The organism is Atopobium fossor DSM 15642 (assembly GCF_000483125.1).
Taxonomy (GTDB): domain Bacteria; phylum Actinomycetota; class Coriobacteriia; order Coriobacteriales; family Atopobiaceae; genus Atopobium; species Atopobium fossor.
Genome location: NZ_KI519553.1, coordinates 446,159 through 471,492 on the forward strand (window position 1 = coordinate 446,159; position 25,334 = coordinate 471,492).

General features: G+C 46.5%; 27 protein-coding genes. 25 read left to right on the forward strand and 2 right to left on the reverse strand.

What is annotated here, in order from left to right; all coding sequences use genetic code 11:
- Positions 1-35 precede the first annotated feature (35 nt).
- Entirely contained in the window at positions 36-1,268 is a 1,233-nt protein-coding gene (locus G469_RS0104850) for a deoxyguanosinetriphosphate triphosphohydrolase family protein (protein WP_035425396.1), read from the forward strand.
- A 7-nt stretch (positions 1,269-1,275) separates the two neighbouring features.
- Here the strand turns inward: G469_RS0104850 and G469_RS0104855 are convergent, their stop codons facing one another.
- Together G469_RS0104855 and G469_RS08415 are read right to left on the reverse strand one after the other, a co-directional pair.
- On the reverse strand, positions 1,276-2,943 hold the full coding sequence (locus tag G469_RS0104855; protein WP_028264091.1) for an OPT/YSL family transporter: 1,668 nt from the start codon (positions 2,941-2,943) through the stop codon (positions 1,276-1,278).
- Positions 2,944-3,019: 76 nt separating this feature from the next.
- A complete protein-coding gene (locus G469_RS08415; protein WP_051353771.1) occupies positions 3,020-3,763 on the reverse strand; it encodes a gamma-glutamyl-gamma-aminobutyrate hydrolase family protein in 744 nt (247 codons plus the stop codon).
- A gap of 162 nt (positions 3,764-3,925) precedes the next feature.
- Between G469_RS08415 and G469_RS08420 the strand changes: the two genes are divergently transcribed.
- From G469_RS08420 to G469_RS08440, 24 genes are all read left to right on the forward strand, one after another.
- Complete coding sequence (locus G469_RS08420) at positions 3,926-5,305, forward strand: replication-associated recombination protein A (RefSeq protein ID WP_084522308.1); 1,380 nt, start codon at positions 3,926-3,928, stop codon at positions 5,303-5,305.
- Between the two features lie 93 nt (positions 5,306-5,398).
- Positions 5,399-5,992 (forward strand): DUF948 domain-containing protein, encoded by a 594-nt coding sequence (locus G469_RS0104870; RefSeq protein ID WP_028264092.1) that lies wholly within the window; start codon positions 5,399-5,401, stop codon positions 5,990-5,992.
- Positions 5,993-6,058: 66 nt separating this feature from the next.
- Positions 6,059-6,430, forward strand: coding sequence for a serine/threonine protein kinase (locus G469_RS0104875; protein ID WP_028264093.1), 372 nt, complete (start codon positions 6,059-6,061; stop codon positions 6,428-6,430).
- Positions 6,420-7,208, forward strand: coding sequence for a SigB/SigF/SigG family RNA polymerase sigma factor (locus G469_RS0104880; RefSeq protein WP_028264094.1), 789 nt, complete (start codon positions 6,420-6,422; stop codon positions 7,206-7,208). The genes G469_RS0104875 and G469_RS0104880 overlap by 11 nt, the downstream gene beginning before the upstream one ends.
- Before the next feature lie 12 nt (positions 7,209-7,220).
- Positions 7,221-8,666, forward strand: a complete 1,446-nt coding sequence (locus G469_RS0104885; protein ID WP_028264095.1) for an AI-2E family transporter — start codon at positions 7,221-7,223, stop codon at positions 8,664-8,666.
- Positions 8,653-11,304: an alanine--tRNA ligase gene (gene alaS, locus G469_RS0104890; RefSeq protein WP_028264096.1), complete on the forward strand. Its 2,652-nt coding sequence runs from the start codon at positions 8,653-8,655 to the stop codon at positions 11,302-11,304. Before G469_RS0104885 ends, alaS begins: the two co-directional genes overlap by 14 nt.
- Entirely contained in the window at positions 11,305-11,724 is a 420-nt protein-coding gene (gene ruvX / locus G469_RS0104895; RefSeq protein ID WP_028264097.1) for a Holliday junction resolvase RuvX, read from the forward strand.
- An 11-nt stretch (positions 11,725-11,735) separates the two neighbouring features.
- Positions 11,736-12,938 carry an endolytic transglycosylase MltG gene (mltG, locus tag G469_RS08425; RefSeq protein ID WP_051353773.1) on the forward strand — a complete coding sequence of 401 codons (1,203 nt, stop codon included), beginning with the start codon at positions 11,736-11,738 and terminating at the stop codon, positions 12,936-12,938.
- Positions 12,939-12,968: 30 nt separating this feature from the next.
- Complete coding sequence (locus G469_RS0104905; protein ID WP_028264098.1) at positions 12,969-13,481, forward strand: YqeG family HAD IIIA-type phosphatase; 513 nt, start codon at positions 12,969-12,971, stop codon at positions 13,479-13,481.
- Positions 13,478-13,891, forward strand: coding sequence for a prepilin peptidase (locus G469_RS0104910; protein WP_028264099.1), 414 nt, complete (start codon positions 13,478-13,480; stop codon positions 13,889-13,891). The genes G469_RS0104905 and G469_RS0104910 overlap by 4 nt, the downstream gene beginning before the upstream one ends.
- Before the next feature lie 123 nt (positions 13,892-14,014).
- Positions 14,015-14,563 carry a shikimate kinase gene (locus tag G469_RS0104915; RefSeq protein ID WP_051353774.1) on the forward strand — a complete coding sequence of 183 codons (549 nt, stop codon included), beginning with the start codon at positions 14,015-14,017 and terminating at the stop codon, positions 14,561-14,563.
- The gene (locus tag G469_RS0104920; protein ID WP_028264101.1) at positions 14,560-15,687 is read left to right on the forward strand and encodes a dehydroquinate synthase/iron-containing alcohol dehydrogenase family protein; all 1,128 of its coding nucleotides are present in this window, start codon (positions 14,560-14,562) and stop codon (positions 15,685-15,687) included. Before G469_RS0104915 ends, G469_RS0104920 begins: the two co-directional genes overlap by 4 nt.
- 82 nt (positions 15,688-15,769) lie before the next feature.
- A complete protein-coding gene (locus G469_RS0104925; protein WP_028264102.1) occupies positions 15,770-16,894 on the forward strand; it encodes a M24 family metallopeptidase in 1,125 nt (374 codons plus the stop codon).
- Positions 16,895-16,998: 104 nt separating this feature from the next.
- Positions 16,999-17,562 (forward strand): elongation factor P, encoded by a 564-nt coding sequence (gene efp, locus G469_RS0104930; protein ID WP_028264103.1) that lies wholly within the window; start codon positions 16,999-17,001, stop codon positions 17,560-17,562.
- A gap of 57 nt (positions 17,563-17,619) precedes the next feature.
- Positions 17,620-17,982, forward strand: coding sequence for an Asp23/Gls24 family envelope stress response protein (locus G469_RS0104935; protein ID WP_028264104.1), 363 nt, complete (start codon positions 17,620-17,622; stop codon positions 17,980-17,982).
- 2 nt (positions 17,983-17,984) lie between these two features.
- The gene (gene nusB, locus G469_RS08430) at positions 17,985-18,512 is read left to right on the forward strand and encodes a transcription antitermination factor NusB (protein WP_084522309.1); all 528 of its coding nucleotides are present in this window, start codon (positions 17,985-17,987) and stop codon (positions 18,510-18,512) included.
- Positions 18,513-18,514: 2 nt separating this feature from the next.
- Entirely contained in the window at positions 18,515-18,763 is a 249-nt protein-coding gene (locus G469_RS08435; RefSeq protein WP_035425397.1) for an exodeoxyribonuclease VII small subunit, read from the forward strand.
- Between the two features lie 5 nt (positions 18,764-18,768).
- The gene (locus G469_RS0104950; RefSeq protein WP_028264105.1) at positions 18,769-19,554 is read left to right on the forward strand and encodes a TlyA family RNA methyltransferase; all 786 of its coding nucleotides are present in this window, start codon (positions 18,769-18,771) and stop codon (positions 19,552-19,554) included.
- Positions 19,555-19,604: 50 nt separating this feature from the next.
- Positions 19,605-20,459, forward strand: coding sequence for an NAD(+)/NADH kinase (locus G469_RS0104955; RefSeq protein WP_028264106.1), 855 nt, complete (start codon positions 19,605-19,607; stop codon positions 20,457-20,459).
- Positions 20,460-22,097, forward strand: a complete 1,638-nt coding sequence (locus G469_RS0104960) for a DNA repair protein RecN (RefSeq protein WP_028264107.1) — start codon at positions 20,460-20,462, stop codon at positions 22,095-22,097.
- Positions 22,098-22,108: 11 nt separating this feature from the next.
- The gene (gene xerD / locus G469_RS0104965) at positions 22,109-23,017 is read left to right on the forward strand and encodes a site-specific tyrosine recombinase XerD (protein WP_028264108.1); all 909 of its coding nucleotides are present in this window, start codon (positions 22,109-22,111) and stop codon (positions 23,015-23,017) included.
- Between the two features lie 302 nt (positions 23,018-23,319).
- Complete coding sequence (locus tag G469_RS0104970; RefSeq protein WP_028264109.1) at positions 23,320-23,751, forward strand: division/cell wall cluster transcriptional repressor MraZ; 432 nt, start codon at positions 23,320-23,322, stop codon at positions 23,749-23,751.
- Between the two features lie 14 nt (positions 23,752-23,765).
- Positions 23,766-24,737: a 16S rRNA (cytosine(1402)-N(4))-methyltransferase RsmH gene (gene rsmH, locus G469_RS0104975; protein WP_028264110.1), complete on the forward strand. Its 972-nt coding sequence runs from the start codon at positions 23,766-23,768 to the stop codon at positions 24,735-24,737.
- Positions 24,738-24,811: 74 nt separating this feature from the next.
- Complete coding sequence (locus G469_RS08440; protein ID WP_051353775.1) at positions 24,812-25,330, forward strand: FtsB/FtsL family cell division protein; 519 nt, start codon at positions 24,812-24,814, stop codon at positions 25,328-25,330.
- The last annotated feature ends 4 nt before the right edge of the window (positions 25,331-25,334 follow it).

Sequence of the window (25,334 nt, forward strand, 5' to 3'; positions counted from 1 at the left end):
TGCTGGGAACATAAAATCAAAAGGAAAGGCTTACTATGGCAATTCAAACAAATCCACTTGCCCCACATATGCAGCTTGAACTTTCTTCTACTAATGCTGAGCTGGTACAACAATATCAGACGGGTAAAGTGATTAATCCCTTCCGCTGTAACAATGAGGACGTTATTCGCCGCGAGCAAACCAATCATGATTTTGCGTCAGTCATGCGTCCTTCTTTTGTTCGTGATACAGAAAAGATTATGCACTTACAGGCATACAATCGTTTGGCTGGTAAAACACAGGTCTTCTCGTTTAGATCCCACGATGATTTAACACGTCGTGGCTTGCATGTACAGCTTGTAGCTCGCATTGCACGCAATATTGGTCGTGCGCTGGGACTTAATATAGATCTCATTGAAGCCATTGCTTTGGGTCATGATATTGGGCATACGCCGTTTGGACATGCGGGAGAACGCTTTCTCAATGATGAATATCATGCACGCACTGGTAAATATTTCTTCCACAATGTTATGAGTGTACGTGTGCTGGATACGTTATACGGTCGCAATTTGAGCCTGCAAATGCTTGATGGAGCCATTTGCCATAACGGAGAATTTGAACAACAGGTGTTAGAGCTGAGCAATCTGTCTACGTTTGAGGACTTTGACGTTGTGGTTCAGAGCTGCTGGAATGATGCACCTCATGTGATTGAACACTTACGTCCTATGACGCTTGAGGGATGTGTTGTACGCATCTCTGACATTATTGCTTACATTGGTAAAGATCGTCAGGATGCCATTCGTGCTGGCATTGCTACCGAGAAGACCTTTGATGATGGTATGGGTGGTGCCTACAATGCTTGGGCACTTTCTGCTTTTGCAATAGATATTGTATCTCACAGCCTTGGTGCTTCTCGCATCTCTATGAGCGAGGAAAGCTTTGAAGAAATGCGTCGTGCTAAGCGTGAGAACTACAAAAAAATTTATTTAGCAAGTGAAGTAGCAGGGGACTTATCACAAAATATTGCACAAATGTTTGCTATGGTTTATGCAAAATGTCTTGAATGGATGCGTTGTGGTGATACAACTACACCTATTTTTGAGCATCATATTTTGCCGCTTGAACGCTCACTTTCTTATTATAAAAAGGAGTATGACTGGCAGAAGGATCTAGATTTGACTGCTGTGGATTACATTTCTGCCATGACAGACGATTACTTTGCAGCTCTCTGCCAATATATAGATCCTTCTACAGCAAAATTCTTTCCGCAGTACAGCTACTTTGCATAGATAGCAGTTAGCGCATAAACGAGAAGAGAGCAACGAGGGCAATGAGTACGCCTACCAAGCTCTCTCCACCCAAAATGCCAGAGACAGTGCTATCTGCCTTGGAGTTTTGTAGCTTACCGGTTTTCTCAAGAACAAACTTGAGAGTTGCTCCAATGGCTGCACCACAAGACATGTAGAAGGGAAGGTAAACACCTAGGCCAAGTGTCATTACGGGAAGACCACAGGCAGCTAAAATACCGCCAATACCAAGACCTGCGATAAAAGCAGGAAGATGTGCAATACCACCGGCCATAGCTGCAACGTTAGCGGCCTGTACTGCTACAAAGGTGCTCTGAGGACCAAAGGCGTTCCCGCCATACACTTGGTACATGCCCATAAGCAACAAAGAAGCTACTACCACACCAACCAAAGCACCAACAATCATGCCCGTCATTTGGTCTTTAGGATTGGTGGCAAGACGGTCTCCAGCCTTAAGATCATTCATAACATCGCCGCCAATGCCGCAGGCAACAGCAACCATAGCCGCAATTAAAAACAGGAGTTTCATGCTTGTGATTCTAAAGAGTGCTTGTACGAGTAACAGCACAAGCATGCCAAAGACTTCCATGGGATTGATGCCTGTGGTGCCGGTAAGCCAAGCAGATAGGTAAATGCAGAACCAAGTTGCTGCTACAGCAACCGTAGAGACCAGAATGCTCAGTTGCAACACTGTGCAGATAAGAGCAACGGCAAGCGCACAAACAATAGCAATAATGCGAGGGCTGGTGCTCAGCCGCATAGATGTTTCGGTGTTTGTGTTGTTGCTAGGAGTGGCCGAAGCTGCATTCTCCATGGGTTTCTCGTCAGAATGGGTGGAGCGCATCTTCTTGTTGCGTAGGGTGGAGGCAACAATAGTTCCTGCACCAGCACCCAACATAAGACCAAGGCCTAAGCTTGTGCGGATGTCCAATGCTGTTGCGGTTTCAACCATGCCGGCTGCGGGTAGAGCACCAACAATACCAAGGTGGCCAACGGCGGCACCGATAAACCAAACAGCAGTAGGAACGACGCCTACAGCAAAGCCCATAGCAATGCTCATAGGGGAGTTATAGATTCCTAAAACTACGCCAGGAATGGCATCTGATTTAAATAGAATTGCTGGAATAAGGTGTAAAACGTCGCGTACAGCAGCGTATGCGCCCGACAGACCAAGTCCCCAAAACAAAGCAGGGGCATCTTCAGCACCGTTGTTACCAACGGCAGTTAAGGTATCTGCCGCAGCCGTACCAATGGGGTAGGCAAGTTTTTTCTCACGAATAAAGTAGGGCTGGAAGGCTGCACATGCAACTAGGCCAACAATAGTACCAGCAAATGCAGCAATAAGAACCTCATGAATGGCAAGGTCTTGCCCCAGACCCATTATCCAAAGACCAGGAATGGTAAATGCAAGTCCACCTGCAATCATGGAACCAGCGCTCATGGCTGCATGCATAACGTTTGCTTCATGGAGGTTATTGGACTTAAATAATTTAAGTGCTAACACGCTAGCGATGGCGGCAAACGAAATAGGCCAGGGTAGCATACCCATTCGTAGCGCAATAAACAAAGAGCTTGCGGTAAGGATTACAGATCCAACTGCTCCAATGATAACTGCGCGAAGGGTAAGTGCTTTGTTGTTTGAATCAGTAGAACTCATGAGGTGCCTTTCAATACAGTTGTTTTGCCTCTGCAAGTATAGAGGTAATTTTTAAACTGTGGATAAAAAATTATAGTTACTGTTTTTTATAGGTAGTGGCTGCAACAACAAATGCCTCAAAGAGCTCTGGTTGCGTACCTAGTATTTCTGGGTGCCATTGAACACCAACCACAAAGTCCTTCTCTGGACATTCCAGTGCTTCGGGTGTGCCATCGGTGGCCCAGCCAACAAATGTTATGCCTTCACCTGGAGCACTAATGGCCTGGTGGTGATAGGAGTTTACACCTAAGCGCGTGGAGTTATAAATACCTGCCAACTTGCTGTTTTTATCAAGAGTAACAGCGTGACAAGGCATATCAAAGGGGGGAGCAACATGGGTTTGCGAACTTGCTGTAATGTTTGGCTGTTCAGATACATCGCGTACCATGCGCCCACCACGAGAGACATTAAGTAACTGCATGCCTCGGCAGATTGCAAGTATAGGAAGATTGCGCTTCCAAGCTTCTGCACACAGTGCTTCTTCCATACGGTCACGTATGGCGTCAGTAAATAGAATCTCTGCCACTGAGTATGGTTCATAAACGTTGCCATTAAAAGACTCGGCAGCAATGTCTCCGCCACCAGTAAGAAGCAAGCCATCTACAAGGTCAAGCAAACGAGAAACCATAGCAGGACCTTGCTCGGCCAAGGGAAGTACAACGGGAATACCACCTGCTGCAATAACGCAGTCTGCATACCTTTGATTAATCCAGGTATGCCCTTCTTCGCCTGGGCGAGACGTAATGCCAATAATGGGGGCAAAATCGTACGCGGTATCCACCGTCACTCCTTCCTAAAGTTACGAAGTTTCAATCATAGGTCAAAATGCGTTTAAATGTGCGAAAAATAACGCAAGTTAACAACTTCTTATTGTTATTACGTAAAACAACACTGCGGCTCTCTTAGTGAGAAAACCAGCGTTTTACTGCGGTAAAATACGCATATGGATACTTTATTTAGTAGCGCTCAGCGCATTATTAAAAATAATAACGCTCCGATGGCCGCTAGAATGCGACCTACAAATTTGGATGATTTTGCTGGCCAAGCTGCGGCAGTTGGACCAAATTCGTGGTTGCGTCGTGCCATTGAGCATGATGTTTTATCGTCTGTTATTTTATATGGTCCAGCAGGTACGGGTAAGACAACCCTAGCTCGTATTGTTGCCAACTCTACTCATGCAGAGTTTGTAGAAGTCTCTGCTATTACGGGTACGGTTAAGGATTTACGCCGTGAGATTGAGCTGGCAGAATCGCGTCTACTTACCGGTGGACGCAGGACCATTTTGTTTGTGGATGAGATTCATCGTTTTAATCGTGGGCAACAAGATGCCTTACTTCATGCTGTTGAGGATCGCATTGTCATACTCATTGGTGCTACAACAGAAAACCCTTACTTTGAAGTTAACCAAGCACTTATTTCTCGCTCACGTGTGGTTGAGCTTACGGCACTTTCGGATGAGGAAATTACTTCTGTCATTAATCGTGCGCTTGAGTCACCGCTTGGCTTGGATGGCAGGTTTACGCTAACAGATGATGCGCTTGCAGAAATCGTATTGCTTTGTGGTGGAGATGCCCGTGCCGCTCTTACCACGTTAGAGCTGGCAAGCCAATTGGCAACGCCTCGTATGTCAGGTAAGACTGCCGAGAAGCCCGTTGAGTCTACAGAAAAAAATACCTCATCCTCTACAGAACCTCTCGTTATTACAAAAGAGCATATTGCTGATGCAAATCCGCGCCATGGCCTACCATATGACAAGTCAGGTGATATGCACTATGACATTATTTCTGCGTTTATTAAGTCCATGCGCGGTTCTGATCCTGATGCAGTGCTGTACTGGTTAGCGCGCATGATTGATGCGGGTGAAGACCCCAAGTTTATTGCACGTCGTATTATGATTGCTGCTTCCGAAGACATTGGCAATGCGGACCCGCAGGCACTTCTTGTGGCAGAAGCTGCCTTTAGGGCAGTTGAGGTTATTGGCTATCCGGAGTGCCGCATTAATTTGGCGCAGGCTGCGGTGTATAACGCACTAGCGCCAAAATCTAATGCGAGCTACGCAGGGCTTAATGCAGCAATGGCAGAAATTCATAACGGTCCTTTGCGGGATGTACCATCGCATTTGCGTGACCGTCATCGTCCGGGAGCGGAAAGTTATAAAGATTATTTTTATCCGCATGATTATGCAAAGGGATGGGTTTCTCAGCAGTATTTACCCGATGGGCTTTCTAAAGGAGCCTTCTTTACGCCTTCGGAGCGTGGTTGGGAAGCATGGCGTTATGAGGCATCAAATCGCGATCACGTGGACATACCGCCCGAAGAGTAAATGTAATTGCCTTTAAATGCTAGTGTGCGTTAAGGCATGCGTCTCAAACGGGTAGAATTAAAAAGATTATTGTTCTGAGGGAAGGTTGACGCGATGTCACCAATGGAAATTGCACTTATCGTTTTGGTGGTAGCTGGTATTTGGGCAGTTATTGAGCTTGCTGTGACCCTGCGTTCTTCGCGCAAGTCTATGAGTGAGCTTACCAATACGGTTAACGATGCTGTGGCTGAGGTTAAGCCTGTGGTGCAAAAATTGGATGGTGTGATAGATGAATTGCAGCAGTCTTCCAAACAGCTTGAGCCACTTCTAGAGAAGACCTCGGTAGCTGTGGATGCTATTACAGTTGATTTGATTCGTGTAGACGATATTTTATCTGATGTGTCCACCGTTACTGCTACGGGCGCAAATCTTTCGAGTGCTGTAAGCAAGGTTACTGCAGGTGCAGCAGATAGTGTTGCTGGCATTGTAGGCAAACTTACTACTACAGCAAGCAAGACAGTGAGTTCTAAGCTTGGGCTTTCTTCCTCACAAACAACCGCAGCTCTGCAAGACAGTGCTTCTGCTGACACGCAGGATGTTAATGACGCAGATTCTATGAAGCCACACAAGCAATCCAAACCTGCATACTTTACCTATCCAGATGTATCCAATGGTACAGCTGGAGCAGACGAGGCTTCCAAAGAATAGTACGCAAATCGCGCGTTCTTGCCGGGTTTCTTAACAGGTATAAAACGCGCACGTAAAAGGAGAGATATGTCCCAACAAGTTGTCTGTTTGAGTGTTCCTGCTCAACCTCTGTTTGCTCGTTCGGTTCGTATGATGGCAGCTAACTTAGCGGTTGTTATTAATATGGACGTGGACGATGTAGAAGATTTGCGTATGGCAGCAGAAGAAGGTTTTGTATACGCCTGTGCAACTAAGCCCGAAGCTTGCGATATTGTGTTTGAGTTGGATGAGTCCAGCATTGCAATTAACTTTACTTTAGGAGATAACACATCGTCTGATGATGATGCATTGCAGTATGCAAACTTGCTTCTTTCTGCTATTTGCGATGAGTATGATGTCGATCACGCCAACAAGAAACTTCGCTTGGTAAAGGTTTCGGGCGGTGCACATGCCAACTAGTACACGACGCTCTTCGAGCAGGCTTGCGTGGGATAAGCAGCGTACCCACGCGCTTTTTCGTAAGTATAAAGAGAAGGGCGATGAGGATGCACGTGAGCAACTCATTGTTAATCACCTTAATTTGGTGCGCTTCTTAGCTGCTAAGTTTAAGAATCGCGGTGAACCGTTAGACGATCTTATCCAGGTTGGTACCGTAGGACTTATTAAGGCAATTGATCGCTTTGATATTGAGCGTGGCTTAGAATTTACTACCTTTGCTACTCCTACCATTCTGGGTGAGATAAAGCGTCACTTCCGAGACAAGGGTTGGTCTGTACGCGTTCCTCGTCGTTTACAGGAGCTTTCTGCTAAGGTCAACCAGGCAACCGATACTTTGACCGAGCAGCTTCAGCGTAGTCCTTCTGTAGAAGAAATTGCTGAATATCTTGAAACATCGGTGGATGAAGTATTAGAGGCAATGGAATCTTCGAGTGCGTATAGCTCGGTACCTTTGGAGGGCGGCTCAAGTGATGATGAAGAGGCACCTTCCGTTATCGATAAGTACGTAAGTGAAGATACGGCACTTTCTACTGCGGATGATCGCATGGTAATCGAAGAGACTATTCGTGATTTTTCTCCGCGCGAGCAAGAAGTTATTCGCATGCGCTTTGTAGAAGGTCTTACACAGGTAGAGATTGCCGAAAAACTTGGTGTGTCACAGGTACAAGTTTCCCGATTACTTCGCCGTACGCTTAGGAAGATTCAAGAAAAGATTGATCCTGAGTCTTTGATGCAATAGGAAGGTATCCGGGTGAGCACATCTTTTAATTCGCAACAGGAGAATAACCATATATCCCATAGCCGTCGCATGCTTACCCTTGTATGGGCGGCTATTGGCTGTTTAGTGCTGTTTTTTATTACCATCCAAATTTTGGGAAAAGTTTGGCCAGCAGTACAGCTCATGTTATGGGGTATCATTATTGGCTTTATTTGCAGTCCTGTTACAAATTGGCTTGAAGATCATAAGGTTCCCCGCGGTCTTGCTGCATTTTTATCGTTGCTTTTTACGCTTAGTGTGGTTGCAATGGTTTTTACTATGTTGTTGCCACCTTTTATTGAGCAAACACTTAATTTACTACGCAGTGTGCCTGGATATATCACGTCTTTGCAAAACATGTTTATTCAATTTATGCAGCAGCATCAAACTATTGCAGGGACAGATGTTCAGGCTATGGTGTCGTCAAGTTTAAATTCATTGTCTGATGTGTTAAGTCGTTTAGCAACCGATATGGCAGGAAAGCTATCTGGCGGCATAGTTACTAATATTATGGGTACGCTGTCGGACTTATTCACCATGTTTTTAGGCTTAGTCATGGCCTATTGGCTGGCTAAAGACTATCCCGTTATTATTCGAGAAATTGCAATTTTGGTTGGTCCTAAGCATCGCGAGGGTATGACCATGCTGTTTGCTGTTATGAGTCGTTCTATGGGCGGCTATATGCGCGGCATTGTTATTACGTCATTTGTGGGTGGTTTTCTCAGCTATCTGGGCTTTGTGCTCATTGGTCATCCTTACGCAGGACTTATGGGTATCACCGTAGGAGTTCTGCATCTTATCCCTGTTATTGGTCCTTGGATTGCGGCCGGTCTTGCCATGCTGCTTGCCTTGTTTACAAGTCCAGCTTTAGCGCTCTTCTCGCTTATTGTTTCTGTGGTTGCGCAAAATATTACGGATAACGTGGTTTCACCTTTAGTTATGCAGTCTGCGGTTAAGGTTCATCCCATTATGTCGCTTACGGCAATTATTGTGGGAAATGCTTTAGGTGGCGTTTTAGGAATGGTGTTGGCCATTCCTCTTTCTGCAGCTCTTAAAGGTATTTTTGTATACGACTTTGAAGCACGTACGGGCAGACAAATTGTGTCGTATGAAGGTGCTATTTTTAAGTCCACACCCTTCCATGATAGTGAAGGAAATATTCTTCCATCCTTTGATGCATTGGATGACGATAGTTTTTTTGAACGTACAAGGCTTGTGCCCCGTGTAAAGAACGTGAATGTTACGGCAGAAACACCCCCAGATTCTATTCGTCCCACCATTGCGGACGTCGTTCGCAGGTACAATGAACAACTTGGAACGACACCGTTTCATATTGGATTGTCGCGTGATGCAAACAATTCAGAAGAAACAACTAATACACGTACTGTGACATCAGATACACCTACTACCGGTACCGAGGAGCACCATGACAACGTCTGACTACAAGACAATGACCACCGCAGAGATTCGTGAGCACTATCTGCGCTTCTTTGAAGCAAAGGGCTGCAAGTTGTATCCCAGCTCATCACTTATTCCTGACGATCCTTCTTTGTTGTTGGCAAATGCTGGCATGAACCAGTTTAAGGAGTACTACCAGGGAACCAAGACCATGCGCGAGATTGGTGCAACGTCTTGTCAGAAGTGTTTGCGTACCAATGATATTGATAACATCGGTGACGCCCGTCACCTGTCCTTCTTTGAAATGCTGGGCAACTTCTCCTTTGGTGGTTATTCCAAGGCTGATGCTATTGCTTGGGCGTATGAGTTTATTACCAGTCCAGAGCATCTGGGTCTTCCCAAGGACCGTCTCTACATGACCGTTTTTGAGGATGACGATGAAGCCATTGAGCTGTGGCATGAGCAGGGTGTAGAGTATGACCACATCTCTCGCTTGGGTGAAGAGGACAACTTCTGGGCAGCTGGTCCCACAGGTCCTTGTGGTCCTTGTTCCGAGATTTACTTTGACCAAGGTCCAGAGTTTGAGGGCGAGAAACCCGGTGATGATGGTGACCGTTACCTTGAATTTTGGAATCTCGTGTTTACGCAGTATGACCGCCAGGAAGACGGCTCTATGCCTGATTTGCCTCACCGCAATATTGATACCGGCATGGGACTTGAGCGCATTGCTGCCATTATGCAACATGAGGGTTCCAATTATGAGGGAGACGTCTTACGCTCGCTTATCCATGTGGGCGAAAAACTTGCTGGGGTAACCTATCACAGCTCTGAGTCCATAGATAAGTCTTTGCGTATTTTGGCAGATCATTCCCGTGCCGTATCCTTCATGATTGGTGACGGCATTCTTCCCTCCAATGAGGGCAGGGGTTACGTTCTTCGTCGTTTGCTCCGTCGTGCTGTATATCATGGTCGCCTGATAGGTATTAAGGGTGCGTTCCTCAACACGTATTTCCATGAGGTTCAGACTTTGTTGGGCGATGTGTATACCACTCTTGTTGATAACCAGGCACTCATTGAAGGTATCATTTCTGCAGAGGAAGAGCGTTTTTCTGCAACCTTAGATGCAGGTGAAAAAAGTCTTACTTCCGAACTTGCGTCTTTGGATGCTGGTGCCGTGCTTTCTGGTGAAGTGGCTTTTAAGTTGCACGATACATACGGTTTCCCCATTGATCTTACGCGTGAAATTGCAGAGAATGCTGGTCACTGCGTAGATATGGAAACCTTTGATAAACAAATGACTGCACAGCGCGATCGTGCCCGTGCAACCGCAAATCGTGATGCGTGGGGACAGGCCAACAATGTATGGAGTGCTCTGTCTGACGAGCATGAGCCTACGCGCTTTGAGGGTTACGACTCTGATGTGGTAGAAGCCGCCAAGGTAATTGCTTTAGTTATTGATGGACAGTCGGTCGATTCTGCTCCTGTAGATAGCCAGGTAGAAGTTGTTTTGGACGCTACGCCTTTCTATGCAGAAATGGGCGGCCAGGTGGGAGATACAGGCACCATTGCTGGTCCGGCCTTTACTATTGAGGTTACAGATACCAAAAGCCGTGGCGATGGCTTGGCAGCGCATATTGGTATTGTTCGCGAGGGAACTGTTGGTGTTGGCGCTACGGTAACCGCTACGATTGATCACAATCGCCGCGAGCTTATTCGCCGCAATCATACGGCAACTCATCTGCTGGATTCTGCCCTCAAGATTGTTTTGGGTGAGCATGTGAGCCAGGCTGGCTCTTTGGTAACCCCTGATCGTCTGCGTTTTGACTTTACCCACTTTGAAGCCATGACTGCAGATGAACTTGCTCGTGTAGAAGGGCTTATCAATGCAGAGATTTTTGCTGCAGAGCCTGTGATTACTCAAATCATGAGTTTGGATGAGGCTAAATCTTCGGGTGCTGTTGCTCTATTTGGCGAGAAGTACGGTGATACGGTACGAGTCCTTTCTACAGGCACTTCCGAGAAGCCCTTCTCGCGTGAGCTTTGTGGTGGTACTCACGCTCATAATACGGCAGACCTTGGTTTGTTCAAGATTGTTTCTGAGGGCTCTGTTGGCTCCAATGCTCGACGTATTGAGGCTGTTACCAGTGCTGGTGCTATAGAATATGTAGATGAGCGCTTGCTTGAACTATCCGAGATTGCCTCTGAACTTAAGTGTCGTCCTTCCGAGATTTTGTCTCGTGTAGCTCAGCTACAACAGGAGGTTCGTGACGCTAAGAAGCGTGTAGCTGAGCTCATGAGCGGAGCTGCTTCTGATGTGATAACTGACGCTCTTAAGAATGCTGTGGATGCTGGTGGTTACAAATGCGCTCTTGTTAAGCTTGATGGTGTATCCAGCAAGGAACTGCGTGGTGTTTGGGATGGTATCCGCGAAGGCGCTAAGGGACAGCCCATTGCCTGCGTTTTGGCTTCGGCTACTCCTGATGGTCAGGTTGGCTTGCTTGCAGCGGGTACCGATGCAGCCGTAGCTGCGGGATTTGCTGCCGGTGATATTGTCCGTAGTCTAGCCGAAAAAGTTGGTGGCCGTGGCGGTGGCCGTCCCACTATGGCACAAGCTGGTGGCAAGAATGTAGCCGGCATTGATGCTGCTCTTGAAGCTGCTCGCCACATGATTGGTGCATAAGTGCGTGCACTTGCCCTAGATATTGGAGAGGTTCGTATTGGCATCGCCGTATCTGATGCTACAGGAACCGTTGCGTCGCCCGTCAAAGTACTTCCTAGTCAAGAAGTACTTTTGGGTGCGCGTTCTTTTAGATATATTTTGGAAGACTACGAGCCAGATATTTTGGTGTGTGGTCGTCCTAAGACTATGACAGGTGAGGATGGTCCACAGGCACAGTGCGTGATGGATCAGGCTCAACAGATTGCAAAGCAATGTGGTCTGCCGCTGGAATTTGTTGATGAACGCCTATCATCCAGCGAGGCTAAGCGTATCTTGCGTGAACAAGGACTTTCCGAGAAAGACATGCGCGGCAAGATAGACATGATTGCTGCATCGTTGTTTTTGCAATCGTGGTTGGACGCTCAATCTGTAGAGCACTAAAGGAGAAGCGTATGGCTACCCCTCAAGAATCTCAATCGCCTCAACAACGTATGTCACGCGGCGCACACTTTGATAATACTCAAACAAACAATCCGAGGCAGTCGTCACGTGTGCAAAGTCCTCGTTCCTATCAACGTCCTACGGCGCCCAAAAAATCAAATGGTCTGCAACTTAGAATTATTGCCATTGTAATTGCACTTGTATGTGTAGCTGTTGCTGGGTTTGTTATTCATAGTTGTATGAATAGTCAGCAGGGCAACAACGGTGGGTTGTCCGCAGGTAAAGAAGTTACGGTAACTATTGCAGAGGGTTCTGGCGCTCAGGTGGTAGCCAAGTCTTTACTGGATGCCGGTGTAATTTCTAGTAGCGAGGATTTTCTGAAAGAGCTTACGCTTAAAAATGCAGACTCAAATCTTAAGCCGGGCACCTATTCTTTTGTAACAGGTATGTCGGTCAAAGATGTTGTGCGTCAGCTTGTAGAAGGTCCTAATACAGGTGCTAATAAACTTTCGGTTCCCGAGGGGCTTACGGTAAAAAAGACTGCCGCACTGGTAGAGAAGTCCTTAGGTATTAAGGCTGATGATTTTCTCGCCCAGGCTAAAGCTTCAAAATATGTACATGATTTCCCGTTTTTGCAGGGTGTTGCAGACGACTCTCTTGAGGGTTTTTTGTGTCCTAAAACCTATGACTTTAGTGGTAAGGAAATCACGGCCGATAGCGTTATTCGTGCCATGCTCAATCAGTATGAGTTGGAGTATGGAAGTTTAAATTTTGAGGCCGCACGCGCCAATATTCAGAGTTCGTATGGCATATCTATGAGCGATTACCAAATTCTTACGCTTGCCTCCATGGTTGAGCGCGAAGCTGTAACACAAGATGATCGTCCGTTGGTTTCATCGGTTTTTTATAACCGTCTTAAGCAGGGGATGGCTTTGCAGTCGGATGCCACTATGGGCTACGTGCTTGAGCGCGAAGTCAAGGCAGATGATCTTAAGACACAAAGCCCTTATAACACCTATCTTAATAAGGGTTTGACGCCTACACCTATTTGTACACCAAGCATTGCTTCCCTTAAGGCTGCAATGGAGCCAGCAAGTACGGACTACTTGTACTTCTTTATTGTCGAGAATGGCAGCTATTCAAACCACAGCTTCTCTAAAACGTATGAGGAGCATCAGCAGGTAATCGAGGCTGCTAAAAAGGCTCAGTCATAGCGTTGATGTTTTGGCGACGTGGTGGATGCTATGGGTTTCTTACAAGCTACAAAATATGTGGCGTCTTTGCCACAGGTAAACATAGATGAGCTTGTTTGTGCAGATGTGCACTGCGTCTTGTTAGATCGTGATAATACCTGTGTACCTCAAGGTACTAAGCAGGTGCCACCAGAGGTTAAATCATGGGTTGAGCGAGCAAAACATGCTGGTTTACGTATTTGCTTGATATCTAATAACTTTTTTAGTACCGATGTGGCACAAACGGCCGATGAGTTTGGTGTTCTCAAAATTGATCACGCCATGAAGCCTGCACCATTTGCCCTATGGAGAGCTCTTAGGCGCATGGGCGTATCACGCGATAAAGCTGTGTTGATTGGAGATCAAGTCTTTACTGATGTCCTTGCAGGTAATCTAGCAGGTGTTTCTACCATTCTTGTTAGACCGCAGTCAGTCACCGATTTGTTTTACACCAAACTCTTCCGTATAGCAGAACATAGAGTCCTCAATAACGTGACGTTTGAAGGGGATGAGTTACAACAGTGATAGTAGCCGTTCTTATATCGCTATTGGCTTCTGCTCAGGATATAAGAACGCGCAGTATTGCAAATGTAATTCCACTATCGTTAGCTGTTGTGGGTCTGATATGGCGTTTTACCTGTGCGCCACAAACACTTCTATTGTATATGGGCTTCTCGGCAGCATTGTGTGTGCTTATGACTGTAGGAGAGATGGCGTTTCGTAAACTGAATAGACGCATGGCTATAGGCATGGGCGATATTAAATTTATTACTGCATGGAGTATATGGCTGGGACTTCCCGTATTTTTTGGTTTTGGTGCGGGATGCTTTTTAGCCGCAATGTTTGGCGTTATAACAAAGCAAAAAACAATAGCACTTGTGCCCTGGCTTACAGCAGGTTTTGTGTTCACCATTGTGCTGTGTTGGTTTATGTAGGGTGCTTGCAGTCTTTGTGACCTGCTGGAGGATGATAGAATCTAAAAACTAAGAACTTGTGCAGACTAAACGTAATGTTTTTGGATAAGTCAAGATAAATGTACGCTGCGTGCGAGGAGTATTGTGCAAACGCTGAATGACGGATATGTTGTGCATGAAGGGTGTGACCACGTCTTTTTTGTGGGATTCCTTGGTGCTGGCAAATCCACGCTAGCGCGCAATATTGGACGCTTGTTTAGTCGGCCATTTACGGATACAGATCGCATTGTAGAACGCATGTATCATTGTTCTTTGGCGCAGATTTATGCAGATGGTGGAGAGCAAGCTATGCGCAATGCAGAAACACACGCACTTAAAAGTCTGCAGTCGCAAAAAAGTTTGCTAGTAAGTTGCGGTGGCGGGATTGTAGAAAGTGAACATAATTGTCAGCTCATGCATGAAATGGGCACTATTGTGTATTTAGAAGGCAAGCTGTCTGACTCACTTAAGCAAATTCAGCGAACTGATCGTAGGCCAGATTTGGATTTATGTTCCAGCCCAGAAGAATTGTTTGAAAAACGTCGTCCGCTGTATCAAAAAGTCTCTGATTACTCAGTTAGTATTACTAACAAAACATTTGACGAGGTTGCACAAATTACTGCACAACTCTTGTGGGAGAAGGGCTTGTTATGAGTCAGGAAGAAGCTCAGCAATCAGTTATTCGCCAGTCCATAACCTTGCCTGGCAGTTCATGTGATATGCGCATTGGTAAAGACGCACTCTACAACATGGGGCGAGAACTTCGTTTATTGGTTGGTAAACCTCGTAAAGCAGCGCTTATTTGTGGTGCAGATGTTTCTGGTGATTTGGCAGAAGAGCTTTGTCGCCAACTGTCGGATGGTGGTTTTGCTGCTGCGGAAGCAGGTCTTCCTGCCAATGAGCACATAACAACCCTTGATATTGCTCACGAATTATTTATTTTCTTAAGCAATGAAGGCATTACAGCAGATGATGTGCTAGTTTTTGCAGGTAACGAACAGGTAGCCGGCCTTGCCTCTTATATTGCAAGTGCTTGGTGTGGTGGGATGGAATTTGCTTTTGTTCCTACTACAGCTCTTGGAGCAGTACAGGGTATTACTACACCTCCTGCATTGAGTGCCACAGCAGTCTCTGCTCCTGTGGTAGCAACTAAGGCTCGTCCTCGCATGGCTTTTTGTGATTTAACTTATATGGATCTGACTGGAGAAGAACAGTTCCAAACTGCTTTGGCATACGCTGTTTCTACTGCAGTGTGTGACAACACAGATGCCTTTGGCCGTCTAGCGGAAAAGGCTCAGAAAATCATGGAACACGATGAACAAACTATCGTAGATCAGCTAGTGGATACTATTAAATGTCGTGGTCGCATTGAAGCTTCCACCTCTTTGGCAATACGTCAAAGTAACTCCTACGGTTTTATTTTTGAAGCTGCATTAGATCATTTGTTTGATGGCATTCCACGTGCACTTAAGATTGCAGAGGGTTTACGTGTAAACGCACGCTTATCTGTAGGTCTTGAAGAAGCGGATATGGATTTGATGTATAGCCAAGATGCACTTCTTACCAGCTTGGGTATTGGTCAGATTGCGTGTGAAGTACAAGCACAAGAACTTATTGATGCACTTAAGGCAGTTTGTTTTGCACGTACCAATCGTTTTTTGTTGCCCTTGCCTTTAGCAATGGGTCGTGTGCGTTATACGGCTGTACCAGATGAGCTGCTTTACGAACACCTCCAGGCTTGGTGTGTGTTGCACAAGCAGTTGCTTTCTAACACATAAGCAAGTAGTAATGCAGGCCATCAGTAATCTAGGTCGTACGCTTAACATATTTGGATCTTATCATCGGAAAGGATGTTTACTTATGGCAGATGCACAAGTGTGTATGGCACGCATCAATCGTTTGCGTGAGGTAATGGCGCAGCGTGGTTATGATGCAGTAATCTTGAGAAATAATGCAGATTTGCGCTGGCTTACGGGTTCTGAACGTACCTTTGACAACGAAATCGCACACACTGCATTTATTACGGCAACAAACCAATATATACATACAGACTCTCGTTATTACAATACCTTTATTACACGCATGGGTGCGGATACTGCGTGGACTATAGATATGGAGCTTGTAGACCCAGCAATGTGGGCTGCAAATCTTATTATTCAGACGCAAAGTCGTATGGTTGGTATAGAAGATACTTGTGATTTGGCGTTTTACGATGACCTCACAATGAGCGTACATCGGCTTTCTGGTGCTTGTATGTTACCTCGTTTACATGGTGACATCGCGTCTTTGCGCATGGTTAAGGATGTAGAAGAGTTAGAACTTATGCAGCATGCCCAGGATATTACCGATGCTGCTTTTGAGTACATTTGTAGCTATATCAAGCCCGGTATGACCGAGCAAGACATTCGTGTAGCGCTGGAAAATTATATACTCACACATGGCGCAGACGCGCTATCGTTTGACACTATCATTGCTACAGGCGCAAATGGTGCAAATCCTCATGCGCAACCTGGCTCTACCGTAGTGCAGGTAGGCGATCTTATTGTTATTGATTATGGTGCTGGCTATCACGATTATCATTCCGATATGACACGTACTGTATGCATAGGCACTCCCTCTGAAGAACAGAAGAAGGTATACGATATAGTACGTTTAGCTCACGAGACTTGCGCGGAGTATGTAAGGCCTGGTGTTATTGGTAAGGATGTCCATAACCTAGCCGTTAAGGTTATTACAGATGCTGGGTATGGTGACTACTTTAAACACGGTTTAGGTCATGGCGTTGGTCTAGAGATTCATGAGAAACCTAATTTTGGTCGCCTGTATGATCTGCCCATTGCCGAGGGTTCGGTTGTAACCATTGAGCCCGGTATTTATTTGCCTGGTAAATTTGGCATTCGCCTGGAGGATTTTGGCGTGGTTACTGCAGATGGCTATAAGCCCTTTACTAAATCATCGCATGACCTTGTTTGTATCTCCTGTTAAGTCTGTATCGCGCTTCTCGATAAGTGGGCATACAACGGTATACTAAAATGTACCTGTGAATAATTTGCCTCAATAGGCAAATATCAAATAGAAAGTGAGTTATTGTGGCAAGCATTAGCACTGCTGATTTTAAGAACGGTATGGGTCTTAAGATTGATAACAAGTATTACACCATCGTAGAGTTTCAGCATGTAAAGCCTGGTAAGGGTGGCGCATTTGTTCGCTACAAGATTAAGGACTTGCGCGATGGTCGCACTATTGATCAGACTTGCAACGCTGGTTCTAAGTTTGAGAGCGTGCAACTTATCACCAAGGAGATGCAGTATCTCTACAATGATGGCGATGCATATAACTTTATGGATATGGAAACCTACGATCAGATTCCTGTTTCCGATGATTACATTGGTGATAACGCAAAGTGGCTCAAAGAGAATGATGTGTGTCAGTTGCTGTATGCAGACACTGAGCTTTTGGGCGTTAATCCTCCCATGTTTATCGAGGTAGAGGTAATCGAGACCGACCCCGGCTTCAAGGGCGATACCGTACAGGGTGGCAGCAAGCCTGCTGTTATTGAGACCGGTGCAACTATTCAGGTTCCTATGTATCTTAATCAGGGCGAGCGTGTAAAGGTTGATACCCGCACTGGCAAGTTTGTGCAGCGCGTCTAGTACGATAGTAAGGCGTTGCCCAGAGTGAGTGTGGCTCGTAGTGTGAAAGGAACTCCTATGGAACAGACCGAGATTTTGATCTCTGGCATTGGTATTTCTAAGAGTGTTATTGGTACCGTTGTTACATCTGCTGTAAACAAGGTAGAGGGCGTTGCTCGCGTAGGCGGCAACGATATTACGTCGAGCCTCATTTCTGTATTTACGAGTAAGACGGTACAGTCTGGTCGTGCGGTAGAGTGCGAATCTGACGAGCATGGTCTTATCGTTACGGTTCATTTGGCAGTCTTCTTTGGCTACACCTTTACCAAGTTGGCTGAGCAAGTTCGTATTGCAGCATCTCAGGCTATTACCGAGCAGATTGGCGTAAATGTAAGTGCCGTTAATGTTTGCATTGATAGTCTCGTATTTCCCAAGGAGTAGGTTTGAGCACTCCCGCTTATCAAACACGTAGGCTTGCACGTAGTCAGGCACTTCAGATTTTATTCCAGGCTGAGGCAACTGGTCGCAGTGTCTTAGATGTGCTATCGGGTGATTATGCGTTGTCCGATGGACCTCTTAACCCATATGCCCAAACCCTCGCATTAACAGTGAGCGATAAGATTCCTGCGCTTGATGGCATTATTAGTCGTTTTTCTAAGCGTTGGGAAGTTATGCGCATGCCGGCAGTGGACCGCAATTTACTGCGTTTGACTGTGTGTGAGATGCTATGCATCGACGAGGTAGACATTGCTGTTTGCATTAACGAGTCTGTAGAGCTCGCTCGCGATTATGGTACAGATGAGTCTTCTCGTTTTATTAATGGTGTATTAGGAGCTATAGCTCTTGCAGCTCAGGCTGGTGAGGATTTGTTTGCTACGACGCCAGAGCTTGATGTGAGTGTACGATCAGTCAAACATACAGATTCTGCTTTGGAACATGCAGCTCAAGTTTCTGATGAGGTAGAGGAATAGCTATGGCAAGGGTTGATACCTCTACATACAAATCTTTTGATGATATTGTTGGTCGCTTAGATGAGATTGTGGGTGTTGTCCGCGATAAGGATACATCTCTTGAGCGGTCTTTGGATTTGTTTGAAGAGGCCATTAGTTTGGGCTCTAAAGCAGTAGATATGGTAGATAAAGTAGACTTTACGGCTCAGGAGTTGGCTCAAATGGAGGAAGAGGCTCAGGCTGATTCTGACTCTGATTCTGAGATTGAGTAGTTAGTATGGCTCGTGTTCGTCTTGATGTGGAGCTGGTTAATCAAGGTTTTTTTGCAACGACCAGCGATGCCATGCGAGCCGTAATGGCTGGCGATGTATTTACCACTAACCGCAAGCTCACCAGTGCAGGTGAGCAGGTTAAACCAGGAATAGAACTCCATGTTCGTGGAGGAAATGTATATGTAAGCCGCGGCGGGATAAAACTCGAGCGCGGCTTAACTGCATTTAAAGTTGATCCTGCAGGTTGTGCTTGTGTGGACGTAGGCTGTTCCACCGGTGGCTTTACAGATTGTTTATTGCGCCATGGAGCTGCGTCGGTTTTATCGGTAGATGTAGGTTATGCTCAATTTGATTGGTCTTTGCGTAACGATAAACGTGTAACGCTTTTAGAGCGAACTAACATTGTGGACGTTGCAACACCCGAGCGTGTAGGTACTATTGATTTGGCTGTTTGTGATGTTTCGTTTACCTCGGTACGTGCTGTTGCGGGCGCAGTATGGGATTTACTGCGTGAGGACGGGACATTTCTTACTCTGGTAAAGCCTCAGTTTGAGACCGCTCGCAATCAAGTGGAAGAGGGCGGCGTGGTGCGCAGCCCCACTGTTTGGTTGGAGTGTTTGGAAACGGTAAGTCAAGACCTTTTGCACAAAGGTTTTGCTGTGCTTGATGTGTGTGCCAGTCCTATTGTGGGGCACAAAGGAAACCATGAGTTTTTGCTGCTTGCAAGTAAAGGCGAGCAAAGAAGCTCCGTAGATTTTTCTAAAGCGATTGCTCAAATCACCACTTCTTAGTATGCGGTGATACACTTTTTATGTCTGTCGTGTAGCTAAGGAGGAGCTTCATGAAGGTCCTTTTGGTGCCAAATTATTCTCGTCCCGTTGCTGTAGAAGCTGCTTCGGAAATTTCTAACTGGCTTGAGGCTCAGGGTATAGAAGTTAGCTGGGCTCACGATAAGAAAAAATATCCTACCTGTGTTACTTCCGCCCAGGGAAGTGACTTGGTAGTTTCTCTTGGTGGAGATGGTACATTGCTGCGCGCGGCAAATATTGTTTCCTATGCAGAAATTCCTTTGCTTGGTTTATCGTTTGGGCACCTTGGGTTTTTGACTGCTGGAGATTCAGAAAACGTGGTGGGCAGCGTTGCTTCTGCTTTAGCAGGAGAGATGCATGTTTCTCGTCGTACCGCTTTGGATGTTGAGTTGCATATGACGGATAAAGAAACAGGTGAGGCTGAGGTTACTCATTATTTTGCCCTTAATGAATTGGCGGTTACTCGTGGTGCCGATGGTGACATGATTGAGTTTGATGTTGAGGTTTCTGGCCACCATATTGATCGCTTGCGCGGTGATGGTGTGGTTGTTTCTACGGCTACAGGTTCTACGGGTTATGCTTTGGCAGCTGGTGGTCCCATTGTGCATCCTGATTTTAAGGGTATGCTCATTACTCCCATTGCACCGCATACTATTTTGGCGCGTTCGTTTATGACGGGTGCTTCTGATGTGGTAGAGATTGCTACTTCGCATGATCGCCCTGCTGATCGTTCCGCATTTGTCGATGGTCAGCTTGCAAATAGGGGGAAGGCTGTGGAGCTGGCATGTGTACGTCGAGGTCCTGGTGACATTGTGCTGCTTGATGGTGGTCCTTCTAGCTTTTACAATTCTGTCTCCCGTGTATTTTACGGAAGGACGAGAAAATAGATGATTGATCAGCTACATGTTCAAAATGTGGCGCTCATCAAGGATGCGTCACTTGAGTTCTCAAGTGGTCTTACTGTTCTGACGGGCGAGACAGGTGCGGGTAAAACAGCATTGCTAGGTGCGCTTAAGCTACTCATTGGCGAGCGCGCAGATAGCTCTTCTGTGCGCGAGGGTACCGAGGAGTTGTTGGTAGAAGGTCGGATATTCTCGTCAGATGATCCCGATGGACACGTGATTCGTCGTCGTGTAAGTACAACGGGTCGTGGTCGTATAGATATTGATGGACAAATGGCTTCCGTGCATGAGCTGGCACAAGGTATTGGTGCAACAGTAGATTTGTGTGGTCAGCATGAGCATCAGCAATTACTATCCTTAGCAGCACATGTGGAGCTTTTGGATAATTGGGCAGCTCAAACGGTCAATCCTGCCAAGGAGAAGTTTTGTGAGGCTTTGATTGCTGCTCGCGCAGCAGCACAAGAATTAGAACACATACAAACGGCTGCGCAAGAAAGCTCTAGTCGTTTAGATGAGGCTCAGTTTGTGCTTGCTCGTATTGATGAAGTTGCACCTCAAGAAGGTGAACTCGAGCAGCTACAATCTACGCTTGATATTGCACAGCATGCGGAGTCTTTATTTGTCAATGTAGAAAGTGCTCATAGTGCGCTTTCTGACGATGATGCAGCACTTGATAAGCTTGCGGAGGCAATTACGAGCCTTGAGACTGCAGCGCGTTATGATACAGCCTTGATACATAAGATTGAGATTCTCAAAAGTTCGCTTTTGGACGCGGAAGATGTATCTCGTGAATTGCGAGACTATCGTTCGTCAATGGAGTTTGATCCTGCGCAACTTAATACCATGCAAACTCGCATGTCACGTTTGCAAGGTCTATTACGTAGCTATGGTCCAAGTATGGAGCACGTGTTTGAACGTCGTGCATGGGCTGCGGGTGTCGTAGATGCTTCAGGTGATAACGGCCAAGCTTTACGTGATGCTCAGGCTGTCCTTGATGCTGCCGAGAAAACCTTAGCTCATGCAGCTGATGCTCTTGATGCAGCACGTTTAGCGGCTGCCCCCTTACTTGCACAGCGCATTACTGAGCAAATGCATCGCTTAGAAATGGGTACGGCAGAGCTTCAGATTGATGTGGAACGTCTTGAGCGTAATCAGTGGACGAGTACAGGTCCTAGCAGAGTAGAACTTTTGTATAAACCTGCCGCTGGTATGAGCGCGCGTCCCTTACGTCGCATTGCCTCTGGCGGTGAGGTTAGTCGTGTTATGCTTGCCTGCAAGGTGGTTTTGGGTGAGGCAGATGCAGTAGATACCTTGGTGTTTGATGAGGTAGATGCAGGTGTTGGTGGTGCTACAGCAGTAGCATTGGCAGCAGTACTGTCAGATTTGGCACGCACACATCAGGTGTTAGTAGTTACTCATTTGGCTCAGGTTGCTGTTGCAGCAACACGTCATTACGTAGTGCACAAAACAGATGGCACCAAGCAAGATACCATTCCTCAGACCTTTATTGATGAAGTAGTAGGAGAAGATCGCGTGGCGGAGGTTGCACGGTTGTTATCTGGAGATACCAACGCTGCTTCTTTGGAACATGCTCGTGCGCTGCTTAATGGGGTTTCTCACTAAAGGATATACATATGGATCTTGCTCGTGCCCTTAAAGAGTATGTGGCCTATCTTGCGGTTGAGCGGGGAAGTGCGGCCAATACCGTGGAGGCATACGGGCGAGATTTGTTGCGGTATACAACGTATTTGGCACAGCAGGGCATTTCTCAGCCAGCACAAGTGATGCGTTCGGATGTTGAACGATACCTCCAAGCGCTTAGTTCGTTGGAGCTGGCATCCTCTTCTGTTGAACGTGCCACCTCTGCAATAAAGGGTTTTCACCGTTTTATGGTGGCAGAACAAATTTGTGACTCTCATCCTGCAGTGGATATTCCACTACCCAAAAAGCCCGATCGTCTGCCAGATGTTATTTCTCCTCAACAAGCTGCGGCGTTGTTAGACCAGCCCTTTTTACAAACGTCTGCATCCCAGCGTGACCGTACTATATTAGAAGTTCTCTATGGTTGTGGACTTCGTGTGTCTGAGCTTTGTGGCTTAGACTTGCAAAATGTCTTGCTGACAGATGAAGTGCTGCGCGTATATGGCAAGGGTTCCAAGGAACGAATTGTTCCCATTATGGGAACGGCTGCGTGTGCTCTGCAAGAGTATTTGGAACAGTGGCGTAGTGGACTTGTGCGCTCGCATGTTACTCATGAGAACGCTTCGGCTGTGTTTTTGAATGTACGAGGCGGACGAATTTCTCGGCAGTCTGTGCATAGCTTGGTCGAGAAGTATGGTCGTGTAGCTGGACTTATGGGGCTGCATCCTCATACGTTGCGGCATAGTTTTGCTACCCATATGTTGCAGGGCGGTGCAGATTTGCGTGTGGTGCAAGAACTCTTGGGACACTCGGATATTTCCACTACACAGTTGTACACACATGTAGATCGTACACACGTGCGCATGGCTTACATGGGGGCTCATCCACGCGCTCATTCATAAGGTTGCAGTCATAAGCTTGCATCCACCGTGCCTACATATTTGAATCACTAATATCATAAAAATTTTTTTAAGTCACCCACCGTCTAACCCACTACTTAACCATACAAGTAGTGGGTCTTTTGTTGCTTAACCACAATATATTGTGGTTGAAAGGCTGAAAGCATTTTTATCATCCCAAAGGTGGGGAATTTGGGGGATAAAGTGGGGGAAAGTGTTGAGAAATGTTGCAAAAGAACGTATAGTTATGTATACGCAACGTGGACACGACTCCACGCAGACCGCAAAGCGAAAGGAGGGTGAGTATGTATTTGACCGACCACTACAATCGAAACCTAGACGTCAAGTCCCGTCTCACCCTTCCTGCGGACTTCCGCAAGCAGTTTGCTAATAAGGTTTGCTTGGTTCCTTTTCATGGCGCGTTGTGTGGTTTTACCCCTGAAGGACATCAGGAGTGGATGCAAAGTTTCTTTCCTGAGGGCTTTGACCCAAAGGATAAGGAGCAGGACGCCATCCGTCGTAGGCTCTCGGCGCTTACTACTACAGTTGATATTGATACTGCTGGTCGTATTGCCTTGAGTAAAGTCTCGGAACAAATTCGCGAGAAGTTCGAACTCGGCCGCGAACTCGAGATTGTGGGCAATGTGGATCACTTTGAGATCTTCAGTGCCTCTAAATGGGAGCAAATGCAAGCAAGCTTCCTGGATGACGACTTTGATTCACTCCTGTTTGGCTAGTGAAGGGGACCGCTTTGACAGAAGAATATCGGCACGTTCCCGTAATGCTTAATGAGGTCCTTCAAGCGTTGGACCCCCAAAAGGGAGACGTTGTATGCGACTGCACGCTGGGCGGTGCTGGTCACACCATACAGATGGCTAAGCTGGTAGCTCCAGAAGGCTTATCTATAGGAATTGATCAGGACGATATGGCTCTAGCAGCAGCAACACAACGTTTTGAGAAGGAAGTTCCAGGCGCACATCATACGTTTCTTAAGGGAAACTTTGGCGATTTGGATAACCTCCTCTTGCAAGCCCACGTATCTGGTGTGGATTGTTTCCTCTTTGACCTTGGAGTTTCATCTCCACAACTCGATATTCCCATGAGGGGTTTTTCGTATCACGAGGATGCCCCACTCGACATGCGTATGGATCCGGGTAATAACACCCTAACCGCAGCAGAGGTCGTAAACACCTATAACGAAGCAGATCTCGCTCGGATTCTTCGCGTGTATGGGGATGAGAGTTACGCAAAAAGCATTGCCAAGCAGATGATTTACCACAGAGCAAAAGCGCCAATTACAACAACGCTTGAGCTGGTGGAGGTTATCAAAGCAGGTATTCCTGCAGCTGCACGGCGTCATGGTGGACATCCTGCACGTAAGAGCTTTCAAGCGCTTCGTATTGAAGTAAACCATGAACTTGAAGTACTTGAACAGGGGCTTCGCGCGGCAGTTCGCTGGGCAAATGAAGGTGGTAGGATTTGCGTCATTAGCTATCACTCGTTAGAAGACCGCATCGTTAAGCATATTTTTTCTCAGCTTTCTCAAGGCTGTGTATGTCCTCCGGAACTTCCGGTGTGCATGTGTGGCCAGGTGCCGATACTCAACGTTATAACGCGTAAACCACTTGTTGCAACGCAGCAAGAGATCGAGAAGAACCCTCGAGCTCGCAGTGCAAAGACGCGCGTAGCAGTAAAGCTTTTTGCTCCGCGTAACAACAAGTAGCCACACACTTGCTCTAACACACTATAAACGCAGTATCACTACATTTGATTTACACCATAAGGAGCACCAACATCATGGCTTATCCACTTACACAGGCGCAAAGCCTTGAGGCTCAGGAGAGTAGGCGCGTTGCGCGTCAGACTCGTCCTGCCTTTGAGGTTGTAGAGGGCGCCGGCCTTGATGCGCGTGTACGCCAAGGTGTATCCGATGTATTTTTGTCTCGCGTTCGTATGGCAGCTTTAGCAATTGTGGTTTTTGCAGTGCTGGCCATTACGCGTGTAACGCTTTACGCTGCTACCGCAAGCTCTTTACAGGCAAATGCAGAGCTTCGCAGCCAAATTAAAATGGCACAAAGTCTAGAAAATGACCTTAAGGTAACGTCCTCTGCACTTTCTAATAGTTCTCGTATTGATCGTATTGCTACACAAAATTACGGTATGGTACGTGCTTCTCAAACTGAAGTTATTAGTCTTGGTGGCAGCACACAGGATAGCTTTATAGCTTCTACCGGCGATAATGACAAGCAGATTGAGGGCAGCAAAAAGAGCACTAACGAGTCCACTAAGACCAACGCTTCTACTAGCGTAAAGTAATACA

Bases quoted from the DNA above. Each gene is read 5' to 3' on its own strand.
- G469_RS0104850 (WP_035425396.1), top strand. From the start codon at position 36: ATGGCAATTCAAACAAATCCACTTGCCCCACATATGCAGCTTGAACTT.
- G469_RS0104855 (WP_028264091.1), bottom strand. From the start codon at position 2,943: ATGAGTTCTACTGATTCAAACAACAAAGCACTTACCCTTCGCGCAGTT.
- G469_RS08420 (WP_084522308.1), top strand. From the start codon at position 3,926: ATGGATACTTTATTTAGTAGCGCTCAGCGCATTATTAAAAATAATAAC.
- G469_RS0104870 (WP_028264092.1), top strand. From the start codon at position 5,399: ATGTCACCAATGGAAATTGCACTTATCGTTTTGGTGGTAGCTGGTATT.
- G469_RS0104875 (WP_028264093.1), top strand. From the start codon at position 6,059: ATGTCCCAACAAGTTGTCTGTTTGAGTGTTCCTGCTCAACCTCTGTTT.
- G469_RS0104880 (WP_028264094.1), top strand. From the start codon at position 6,420: ATGCCAACTAGTACACGACGCTCTTCGAGCAGGCTTGCGTGGGATAAG.
- alaS (WP_028264096.1), top strand. From the start codon at position 8,653: ATGACAACGTCTGACTACAAGACAATGACCACCGCAGAGATTCGTGAG.
- mltG (WP_051353773.1), top strand. From the start codon at position 11,736: ATGGCTACCCCTCAAGAATCTCAATCGCCTCAACAACGTATGTCACGC.
- G469_RS0104905 (WP_028264098.1), top strand. From the start codon at position 12,969: ATGGGTTTCTTACAAGCTACAAAATATGTGGCGTCTTTGCCACAGGTA.
- G469_RS0104920 (WP_028264101.1), top strand. From the start codon at position 14,560: ATGAGTCAGGAAGAAGCTCAGCAATCAGTTATTCGCCAGTCCATAACC.
- G469_RS0104925 (WP_028264102.1), top strand. From the start codon at position 15,770: ATGGCAGATGCACAAGTGTGTATGGCACGCATCAATCGTTTGCGTGAG.
- G469_RS0104935 (WP_028264104.1), top strand. From the start codon at position 17,620: ATGGAACAGACCGAGATTTTGATCTCTGGCATTGGTATTTCTAAGAGT.
- G469_RS08435 (WP_035425397.1), top strand. From the start codon at position 18,515: ATGGCAAGGGTTGATACCTCTACATACAAATCTTTTGATGATATTGTT.
- G469_RS0104950 (WP_028264105.1), top strand. From the start codon at position 18,769: ATGGCTCGTGTTCGTCTTGATGTGGAGCTGGTTAATCAAGGTTTTTTT.
- G469_RS0104955 (WP_028264106.1), top strand. From the start codon at position 19,605: ATGAAGGTCCTTTTGGTGCCAAATTATTCTCGTCCCGTTGCTGTAGAA.
- G469_RS0104960 (WP_028264107.1), top strand. From the start codon at position 20,460: ATGATTGATCAGCTACATGTTCAAAATGTGGCGCTCATCAAGGATGCG.
- xerD (WP_028264108.1), top strand. From the start codon at position 22,109: ATGGATCTTGCTCGTGCCCTTAAAGAGTATGTGGCCTATCTTGCGGTT.
- G469_RS0104970 (WP_028264109.1), top strand. From the start codon at position 23,320: ATGTATTTGACCGACCACTACAATCGAAACCTAGACGTCAAGTCCCGT.
- G469_RS08440 (WP_051353775.1), top strand. From the start codon at position 24,812: ATGGCTTATCCACTTACACAGGCGCAAAGCCTTGAGGCTCAGGAGAGT.